The 9,107-nt window shown below is 69.6% G+C and carries 11 protein-coding genes; 7 read left to right on the top strand and 4 right to left on the bottom strand.

The annotated features are described in order from the left end of the window. Positions 1 to 81: 81 nt before the first annotated feature. Positions 82 to 1,170, bottom strand: a complete 1,089-nt coding sequence (locus ACFVJS_RS23490; RefSeq protein WP_378885561.1) for a BMP family protein — start codon at positions 1,168 to 1,170, stop codon at positions 82 to 84. A gap of 180 nt (positions 1,171 to 1,350) precedes the next feature. Between ACFVJS_RS23490 and ACFVJS_RS23485 the strand changes: the two genes are divergently transcribed. The 5 genes from ACFVJS_RS23485 (at position 1,351) to ACFVJS_RS23465 (ending at position 5,614) form a co-directional block, all read left to right on the top strand. After that, on the top strand, positions 1,351 to 1,764 hold the full coding sequence (locus ACFVJS_RS23485; RefSeq protein WP_378885559.1) for a cytidine deaminase: 414 nt from the start codon (positions 1,351 to 1,353) through the stop codon (positions 1,762 to 1,764). Between the two features lie 54 nt (positions 1,765 to 1,818). Beyond that, positions 1,819 to 2,454: a hypothetical protein gene (locus ACFVJS_RS23480; RefSeq protein ID WP_378885557.1), complete on the top strand. Its 636-nt coding sequence runs from the start codon at positions 1,819 to 1,821 to the stop codon at positions 2,452 to 2,454. Beyond that, positions 2,451 to 3,086, top strand: a complete 636-nt coding sequence (locus tag ACFVJS_RS23475) for a hypothetical protein (RefSeq protein ID WP_378885555.1) — start codon at positions 2,451 to 2,453, stop codon at positions 3,084 to 3,086. The genes ACFVJS_RS23480 and ACFVJS_RS23475 overlap by 4 nt, the downstream gene beginning before the upstream one ends. Positions 3,087 to 3,148: 62 nt before the next feature. Beyond that, positions 3,149 to 4,432 (top strand): thymidine phosphorylase, encoded by a 1,284-nt coding sequence (locus ACFVJS_RS23470; protein WP_378885553.1) that lies wholly within the window; start codon positions 3,149 to 3,151, stop codon positions 4,430 to 4,432. 138 nt (positions 4,433 to 4,570) lie between these two features. After that, entirely contained in the window at positions 4,571 to 5,614 is a 1,044-nt protein-coding gene (locus ACFVJS_RS23465) for a S66 peptidase family protein (RefSeq protein WP_378885551.1), read from the top strand. A gap of 2 nt (positions 5,615 to 5,616) precedes the next feature. Here the strand turns inward: ACFVJS_RS23465 and ACFVJS_RS23460 are convergent, their stop codons facing one another. Next, positions 5,617 to 6,072: a MaoC family dehydratase gene (locus tag ACFVJS_RS23460; protein WP_378885549.1), complete on the bottom strand. Its 456-nt coding sequence runs from the start codon at positions 6,070 to 6,072 to the stop codon at positions 5,617 to 5,619. A 35-nt stretch (positions 6,073 to 6,107) separates the two neighbouring features. Here ACFVJS_RS23460 and ACFVJS_RS23455 point away from each other — a divergent pair, with 35 nt between their 5' ends. Beyond that, a complete protein-coding gene (locus ACFVJS_RS23455; RefSeq protein WP_378885547.1) occupies positions 6,108 to 7,187 on the top strand; it encodes an adenosine deaminase in 1,080 nt (359 codons plus the stop codon). Here the strand turns inward: ACFVJS_RS23455 and ACFVJS_RS23450 are convergent. Both ACFVJS_RS23450 and deoC read right to left on the bottom strand, forming a co-directional pair. Beyond that, positions 7,162 to 7,773 carry an ATP-binding protein gene (locus tag ACFVJS_RS23450; protein WP_378885545.1) on the bottom strand — a complete coding sequence of 204 codons (612 nt, stop codon included), beginning with the start codon at positions 7,771 to 7,773 and terminating at the stop codon, positions 7,162 to 7,164. The genes ACFVJS_RS23455 and ACFVJS_RS23450 overlap by 26 nt on opposite strands. A gap of 30 nt (positions 7,774 to 7,803) precedes the next feature. Beyond that, a complete protein-coding gene (gene deoC / locus ACFVJS_RS23445; protein WP_378885543.1) occupies positions 7,804 to 8,481 on the bottom strand; it encodes a deoxyribose-phosphate aldolase in 678 nt (225 codons plus the stop codon). A gap of 45 nt (positions 8,482 to 8,526) precedes the next feature. Here deoC and ACFVJS_RS23440 point away from each other — a divergent pair, with 45 nt between their 5' ends. After that, positions 8,527 to 9,096: a hypothetical protein gene (locus tag ACFVJS_RS23440; protein ID WP_378885541.1), complete on the top strand. Its 570-nt coding sequence runs from the start codon at positions 8,527 to 8,529 to the stop codon at positions 9,094 to 9,096. The last annotated feature ends 11 nt before the right edge of the window (positions 9,097 to 9,107 follow it).

The raw sequence follows: 9,107 nt of genomic DNA, 5'->3' as shown, positions 1-9,107 counted from the left end.
GCTACTGGCACCGGCCCGGCCTCACCGCCGGACGGTTCGTCCCGGACCCGGTGGCCCCGACGTGCGGCGCCACCGGGTGGGTCACTTCGCGAGGTAGGAGTTGACCTTGATCGAGCCGTCGATGATCCCGGCGGACACTTCCTCGAGCTCGGCGGGAAGCGTGTCGGAGACCTTCGACTCGAAGTTGTGGAACGGCGCCAGACCGACGCCCTCGTTCTCGAGGGTGCCGACGTACGGCGTCGCGTCGAACTTGTCCTCACCGGCGGCCAGGACGACGTCGGTGGTCGACGTCTTCATGTTCTTCAGGATCGAGGTGAGCACCACGTCCTGGGTCTTCGGGTCGGTCTCGTAGAAGTCGGCGTCGACACCGATCAGCGCGACCTCCTTGCCGGAGTCCTCGATCGCGGTGAGCGCGCCCTGGTAGATCGGGCCGCCGACCGGCAGGATCACGTCGGCGTTCTGCTCGATGATCTGGCGGGCGGTGTTGGTGGCCTTCTCATTGGCGACGAACTCACCGGTGAAGGAGCCCTTCTCGCCGCCCTCGTAGCCGACGACCTTGACGTCCTTCTTCTTCGTCTTCGCGTAGTACTCGACGCCCTGCTTGAAGCCGTCCATGAAGATCGTCACGGTCGGGAACGGCTGGCCGCCGTAGGTGCCGACGACGCCGGTCTTGGTGTAGTCGGCAGCGGCGTAGCCGGCCAGGAACGCGGCCTGCGCGGTGTCGTAGAGGATCGGCTTGATGTTCTCGGCGTCGGTCTTGCCGTCGAAGTCGGCGTCGGCCGCGTCGTCGATCAGGACGTACTCGGTCTCGGGGTTGGCCTTGGCGGACTCGATGGTCGCGGCCGAGAGCGCGAAGCCGACGGTCACGATCGTGTCGCAGCCCTGCCCGACCAGGCCCTCGAGGTTGGAGGTGTAGTCGTTGGGGCTGTTGGACTCCACGTCCTTGAAGTCCGAGCCCAGCTCGTCGGCCGCTTCCTTCACGCCCTCGTAGCTGAGCTGGTTGAACGACTTGTCGTCGAACCCGCCCTCGTCGGAGACGATGCAGGGAAGGTAGTCGCTCTTGCCTTCCCCGGCGCGCTCGGACGGCGCTTCGCCGCACGCGGCGAGGGCGGCAGCGGACAGGACCGCAGCGACGCCGCCGGCGGCGGCCTTCTTGATGTTGTTCTTCACTGGTGCCTCCAGGTCGTTGCCCCGCAAATCACGGCGCAAAGGACATTCATGTTCGAACGCTCTCCCCATTGACCGAGCAACGCCAGGGATTCCGCGAACGGTTACCAACTTTTGATCTGGGCGAAGCCTAAGCCTCCGGGCATCTAATCCAGATGTCCGGACAGGCTCTAAGGTCGGACCATGACCGAGAAGCAGACGTACGCCGCAGACGCCTTTGACTGGGAAGGCCTGCGTGCGCATGCCCTCGAGGCCGCAAAACGTGCGTACGCGCCCTACTCCAACTTCCCTGTCGGAGCCGCCGGCTACGCGGACGACGGGCGTCTGCTGCAAGGGTGCAACGTGGAGAACGCGGCCTACGGCGTGACGCTGTGCGCCGAGTGTGGGCTGGTCTCATCGCTGCACATGACCGGCGGCGGCCGGCTCACCCACTTCGTCTGCGTCAACGGCTCCGGCGAGGTCATCATGCCCTGCGGCCGCTGCCGCCAGCTCCTCTGGGAGAACGGCGGCCCGGACCTGCTCCTGATGACCGTCTCGGGCGTCAAGCCGATGTCCGAGGTCCTTCCCGACGCCTTCGGCCCGGAGGCGCTGGCGTAACCGTAACCAAACCGTGTCCTCCGAGGTTTAACGGCCACACTCTCGGAGGTCTTCATGACGTACGCCGCGCCCGCCCACCCGCCCCCGCCGGCGGCACCCCCGCGGTCGTCCGGGCCGAAACGGTGGGTCTGGTTCGTCATCGGCATCGGCGCCGGTCTGATCCTCGGTCTTGCCGGTGCCGGCATCGTCGCGATCGTGCGCTTGGTCGATGAGGGCAGTGTCGGCAGCATCGACGATCGACCTGACATCGAGGCGCTGGTCGGGGAGAACTACTGCTACCGGATCGCCGAGAAGCTCGGCATGGACTACGTCGGCGACGACCTCGCGGGCGACTCCTTCGGCCTGAACTACGGTGGCACCTGCACTCTGACGCAACCGAACCCGCCGTCCGAGGAGTTCGGACACACCTCCGAGGCGAGCTTCGAGGTCGCGCTGCGAAACCTCCATCCACTCATCGACTGGGTGCGCGACTGCCATGACGGCCAGCGAGCGGGTGGGCTGGTGCGACTGCCTGGTGAGGTGGACGAACGCACCTGCGTCGTGACGGCCGCCAAGAGCAGGATCGGGTGGGCCGGCCGGATGGTCTCTGATTCCTTGAGCATCACCGTGACACCCAGATCGAGCGAACATCCACAGCTCGAGGTACGGCTGGTCGAGATCCTCGATGCGGCCGAGAGCGAGCTGTCATGACCGGCAGTTCGGTGATGTCGCGGGCGGTGCTCCCGCTGGCCGGCGGAGCCTTGCTCTCGCTGGCGGTTGTTGCAGGCGCGGTCGGTGGTGCAGTCGCCCTGTTCGGACCGGAGGAGAGCGAGGCGGCCGCGCCCCCGCCCGAGGTCTGCTCCGCGGTGGCCGACGTGATGCCGGCAGAGGTCAGCCGGGTCGGCGACGTGCGACGTACGGACTCGGCCGATCGTGTGTCGATGTGCTCGTTCCGGGGCACCACCTCTGCCGGAGAGACCTCGGTACTCGTGAGCCTCACGACGGTCGGCGACACCGGTCCGGCTGCGCGGATGGAGGACGACCCGGAGCGTTTCGTGTCGCTCCACTGCGTTGCGCTCGAAGGGTTCACCAAGGTGCCGCAAGCGTCCGGCATCCCGCAGGGGACCTACGACGAGGTGCCCGACAGGTGGTGCGCGGCCACTGAGGTCCGCGGCGGCGAGGACGACAGCCTCGAAGCCGCGGCCGGAGCGGGCGTCGTTCACAACCGGGTGGAGCACATCGGCGGCAGCTCGTACGTCCAGGTGACGATCCTCCGCCCCGGAGTCGACGTCGAGGGACTCGAGGAGCTCGCGGTCGACGTGGTCGAGGCACTGCGGACCTGAGGTCGTCGATGAGGGACGGCGCCCGGTAGGGACCTTCGGTGGTCGCGCTTTACGCTGTCCGCATGGCGGAACATGATGCGGTCGAGGTGATCCTCGCCAAGCGCGACGGTGGCGAGCTGAGCGACTCGCAGATCGACTGGATGATCGCGGCGTACACCCAGGGGGTCGTGGCCGAGGAGCAGATGTCGGCGCTCAACATGGCGATCCTGCTCAACGGGATGTCGCGGCGCGAGATCGCGCGGTGGACGGCGGCGATGATCGCGTCGGGCGAGCGGATGTCGTTCGACTCCCTGGGCCGACCGACGGCCGACAAGCACTCCACCGGCGGCGTGGGCGACAAGATCACGCTGCCCCTGGCGCCGCTGGTCGCCGCGTGCGGGGTGGCGGTGCCGCAGCTGTCCGGGCGCGGCCTCGGCCACACCGGTGGCACGCTCGACAAGCTCGAGTCGATCCCCGGGTGGCGTGCGTCGCTGTCCAACGACGAGATGCTGGCCCAGCTCGGGTCGGTCGGCGCGGTGATCTGCGCCGCCGGTGAGGGGCTGGCCCCGGCCGACCGCAAGCTCTACGCGCTGCGCGACGTCACCGGCACGGTCGAGTCGATCCCGCTGATCGCCTCCTCGATCATGTCCAAGAAGATCGCCGAGGGCACCGGCACCCTCGTGCTCGACGTCAAGGTCGGCGCCGGCGCCTTCATGAAGACCCTGGAATCCGCGCAGGAGCTGGCACGCACCATGGTCGACCTCGGCACCGACGCCGGCGTCAACACGGTCGCGCTCGTGACCGACATGGCCACCCCGCTCGGCCTGACCGCGGGCAACGCGATCGAGGTCGCCGAGTCCGTCGAGGTCCTCGCCGGCGGCGGTCCTGCCGACGTGGTCGAGCTCACCGTCGCGCTGGCTCGGGAGATGCTCGCGGGGGCCGGCGTGTCCGGCCCGGATCCGGCCGACGTACTCGCCTCCGGCAAGGCCATGGACGCCTGGCGGGCGATGATCTCGGCCCAGGGCGGCGACCCCTCGGCGCCGCTTCCGGTCGCCCGCGAGACCCACGTGGTCACCGCGCCGTCCTCGGGCGTGCTGACCCGGCTCGACGCGATGGCCGTCGGCCTCGCCGCCTGGCGCCTCGGTGCCGGGCGCGAGCGCAAGGAGGACGCCGTCCAGGCCGGCGCCGGGGTCACCTGGCACGCTCGCCCGGGCGACTCGGTGACTGCTGGCGCGCCGCTGTTCACGCTCCACACCGACACGCCCGAGCGCTTCGACCGCGCCCTGGCCGCGCTGGAGGGTGGCTTCGAGATCGGGGACGGGGCTGCGTACGAGGCGACGCCGCTGATCCTCGACCGCATCAGCTAGCTGTAACACGTCGTTCGTTGGACTACTTGCCCTATCTGAACGACCGGATAGTCGGTGTAACAGCGTGTTACACCTCGCTCGCCGGGCCGGACCGATAACGGTTGGCACCGCGGCCCGGCGTACGGCCAGACTTCGGGCATGGAGATCGTCAAGCCACCCAAGGCCGTCGCGGGCGACAAGGTCGCCGTGCTGTCACCCTCGTTCGCGGCACCGGGGGTGGCGCCGGCGATCCACGAGCAGGCGCTGACGCGGCTGACCGAGGTGACCGGGCTGGTGCCGGTGGAGTACCCGACGACCCGGAAGGTCGGCGCGACGGCGCAGGAGCGCGCGGCGGACGTGAACGCCGCGTTCGCCGACCCGGAGATCCGGGCCGTGCTGGCGACTATCGGCGGCGAGGACCAGATCACTGTGATCCCGCACCTCGACGCCGAGCTGGTCCGAAGGGACCCGAAGCCGTTTCTCGGCTACAGCGACAACACCAACCTCCTCAACTGGCTGTGGACCAACGGCGTCGCCGGGTTCTACGGCGGCTCGACCCAGGTGCACCTCGGTCCGGGCCCGGGGCTCGACAAGGTCCACGAGGCCTCGCTCGAGGCCGCCCTCCTCACCGGCGAGCGGCTCGAGGTCACCGAGCCAGGGGAGTCCGAGGACATCGGCCACGACTGGAACGACCCGCGGGCGCTGACCGAGTACGGCGAGCGTGAAGCGACCGAGCCGTGGACCTGGGCGGGGCCGGCCCGCACCGTGACCGGTCGCACCTGGGGCGGCTGCATCGAGGTCATCCAGTGGGCGCTCACCGCCGGACGCTTCCCGGCGGACCCGGCCGTGCTCGAAGGAGGCGTACTCCTCCTGGAGACCTCCGAGGAGCTCATCCCGGCGCGCGAGTTCGCCTGGATCACGCGTTCACTGGGCGAGCGCGGGCTGCTCGAGGCGATCGACGCGGTGGTCGTCGCGCGCCCGCCGACGTCGGACTTCGAGCGCCGCCCGAGCACCGAGGAGAGGGCCGCCAAGCGCGCCGAGCAGCGGGACGCGGCGATCCAGACCGTCGCCCGCTACAACCCCGACGCCGTGGTCGTCGTCGGCCCGCCGTTCGGGCACACCCGACCGCAGTGGATCCTGCCGTACGGCGGCGAGATGACCGTCGACGGCAGTGCCCAGCGGCTGTGGGCCGACTACTCCTGAGATCAGCCTTCGAGGAGCAGCACGACCGACTCGGCGACACATGCGGGCTTGGCGGAGCCCTCGATCTCGATCGTGGTCTTCACGACGAGCTGCAGCCCGGTGGGCAGTTCGGTGACGTCACCGAAGGAGACGACCGGACGGATGCGAGAGCCGACCAGGACGGGCGTGGGGAAGCGCACCTTGTTGAGGCCGTAGTTGAGCTTCGCCCCCGGCGTCTCCAGCGAGTAGACGCTCAGGCCGAGGTAGGGGATCAGCGACAGCGTCAGGTAGCCGTGGGCGATGGTGCCCCCGAACGGACCCTCCTTGGCCCGCTCCTCGTCGACGTGGATCCACTGGTGGTCGCCGGTGGCGTCGGCGAAGGCGTTGACGCGCTCCTGGTCGACCTGGAGCCATTCGCCGGTGCCGATCTCGGTGCCTGCGGCCGCGGAGACTTCTTCGAGAGTGGTGAATTTGCGCACCCCCGGAATCTAGTCCGATAGGGAACAATAGGCCCATGAAACCGTCCGACATGCAGATCAAGGCCGCGCCGAAGGTGCTGCTCCACGACCACCTCGACGGTGGCGTACGTCCCTCGACCCTCATCGAGCTCGCCGCCGAGGTGGGCCACCAGCTCCCGGAGGGGACCCAGGACGACCCGGTCGCACTGGAGGAGTGGTTCGTGACCAGCGCCGACTCGGGGTCGCTGGAGCGCTATCTGGACACCTTCGCGCACACCCTGGCGGTCATGCAGACCCTGCCCGCGCTGACCCGGGTGGCGCGCGAGTGTGTCGAGGATCTGGCCGAGGACGGGGTCGTCTACGCCGAGATCCGCTGGGCGCCCGAGCTCCACGTCGCCAACGGCCACGAGCTGGACGAGGTCGTCGAGGCCGTCCAGACCGGGTTCGATGAGGGCATGGCGGCGGTCGCGGCGACCGGCAGGAAGATCGTCGTACGTCAGCTGCTCACCGCCATGCGGCAGGCAGCACGCGCCACCGAGATCGCCGACCTCGCCGTCGCCTGGCGCGACCGTGGCGTCGCCGGGTTCGACATCGCCGGACCGGAGAAGGGCTTCCCGCCGAGCCGGTTCCTGGCGGCCTTCGAGCACCTCGCCGCGGAGAACATGCGCTTCACGATCCACGCCGGCGAGGGCTTCGGGCTGCCCTCGATCTGGGAGGCGGTGCACCCGTGCGGCTGCGACCGGCTCGGCCACGGCGTACGGATCATCGAGGACATCACCGTCGAGGAGGGCGAGGCGCCCCGGCTCGGCCGGCTGGCTGCGTACGTCCGGGACCGCCGGATCCCGCTCGAGGTCTGCCCGCGCTCCAACGTGCAGACCGGGGCCGCGAAGTCGATCGCCGAGCACCCGATCGGGCTGCTCTACGACCTCGGTTTCCGGGTCACGATCAACACCGACAACCGGCTGATGTCACGCACCTCGATGTCGACGGAGATGGCCGGGATCGTGGAGGCCTTCGGCTGGGGACTGCCCGAGCTCCAGCGGCTGACGACCAACGCGATGAAGTCCGCGTTCCTGCCCTACGACGAGCGGGTCGACCTGATCCACGAGATCAAGGACGCGTACGCGGCCCTATGAGTCGCCGGATCGCGACGTAGCCGTGCTTCGGGTAGACCGCGGTGCAGCCCTTGGCGACCGCGTCCGCGACCACCCGCGGCTGCGCGCGCATCAGTGCCAGGCCCCGCTTGACCAACACGCTCGGTGGTTTGCGGTGCTCGCGCAGGTCGCGGGTGAGGCGGCGCCAGAAGGTCACGGTCGGTGACTGGGTGACGCAGTACGCGGCGGCCAGCAGCCCCGCGTCGCGACACTCGGCCACGATGTCCTGGGCGAAGATCCCCTCGGCGACGAAGAACGCCTCGTCCCCGAGGGTCAGCTCCTGCCAGCCGGTGCGGCCGTCGTGAGCGATGTCGTAGACGGGTACGTCGGCGGTGCCCGTCTCGCAGAGCGTGGCGATCGTCTTCACCGCGTCGGCGGGAAGCCAGGAATCGGGATGGTCCCAGTCGACCAGGCCCGCGTTCGGGCCCTCGGTGATCCGGGGGAGCGAAGGGTCGGAACCGTCCTTGTAGAAGTCGTCCAGCCGGAGGACCGGCAGGCCCAGCCGCTCGGCGAGACGGGACTTGCCGGCACCCGAGGGGCCGGCGAGGACGATGACCTGAGCACGCACCGGAGCATTCTCCCCGAGAGCGCCCGAAACTCAGTAGCCGGCGCCGGAACCCGATCCGGGCGCTCCGGCCAGCAGCGCGCGCGAGCCCGAGACACCGAGCCGGTTGGCGCCGGCCGCGATCATCTGCTCGGCCTGCTCCATGGTGCGTACGCCGCCCGAGGCCTTGACGCCGACGTCGGGACCGACGGTCTGGCGCATCAGCTCCACCGCGTGGACAGTGGCGCCGCCGGCGGGGTGGAAGCCGGTGGAGGTCTTGACGAAGTCCGCGCCCGCGCGGACGGCGGCCTGGCAGGTGCCGATGATCTCGTCGTCCTCGAGCGCGGCCGACTCGATGATCACCTTCAGCACCGTCGGCGCGGGAGCCGCTGCACGGACGGCGGCGATGTCGGCCTCGACATCGGCGTAGCGCTTCTCCTTGGCGGCACCGATGTCGATGACCATGTCGATCTCGTCCGCACCGGCCTCGACCGCGGCCGCGGCCTCGGCAGCCTTGACCGAGGAGATGTGCTTGCCGCTCGGGAAGCCGCACACCACGGCGAGCTTCAGCTCGGCCGGCGCGGTGACCGGCAGCATCGAGGGCGAGACGCACACCGAGTAGGTGCCGAGCTCGGCTGCCTCCACGATCAGCGCCTCGACGTCGGCGTGCGTCGCCTCGGGCTTGAGGAGGGTGTGGTCGATCAGCTTGGCGATCTCTGTGGAGGTAGGCACGGCCTCAGCATAGGCATCCTCGGGTCGCGGGCTAATGTTTGCGCCGTGAATGACGATCAGCCCGAGGAGTGGTTCCGCAACTCCAGCAGCACCGCATGGGGTTTCCTCTCCGCAGGGGCCGCGATCGCGGTCGTCGTGATCGACGCAGTCACCGGCTGGCACCCCGAGACCACGGCCGGCGGGGTGCTCTTCGCGCTGGTGGCGTACGCCGCGTTCATCCGCACCAAGGTCGGGGTCAGCGAGGGCGACTTCGTGCTCCACCACCTCTACTCCACGGTGCGCTTCCCGATGGCCGCGCTGGAGAGCGTCTCGGTCGGCCGCACCCTCGGCGCCTACGCGGGCGGCCGCACCTATGTCAGCGGCGCCGTCGGGCGTCCGATGCGCGAGGCGGTCAAGGGCTCCAAGCGCGAGCACAAGCCGCTGAGCAACCACGCCGACTTCATCGAGGACCGCCTCAACGCGCTGGCCCAGGACGCCCGCGACCGGCGCCGCATCAAGCGCGACTCCGACGAGCAGTTCGCTCTCGCCGAGGACGTACGTCGCAGCTGGGACTGGCCGCTGATCGGCATCACCCTTGCGGTGGCCGTCGTCTTCGTTGTCTTGCTCGTGCTCTGAGCGATCGGGGT

This window comes from Nocardioides sp. NPDC057772, from assembly GCF_042798075.1.
Taxonomy (GTDB): Bacteria; Actinomycetota; Actinomycetes; order Propionibacteriales; family Nocardioidaceae; genus Nocardioides.
Note: the sequence above shows the minus strand (reverse complement) of the source record. Positions and strands in the feature narration are given on the sequence as shown.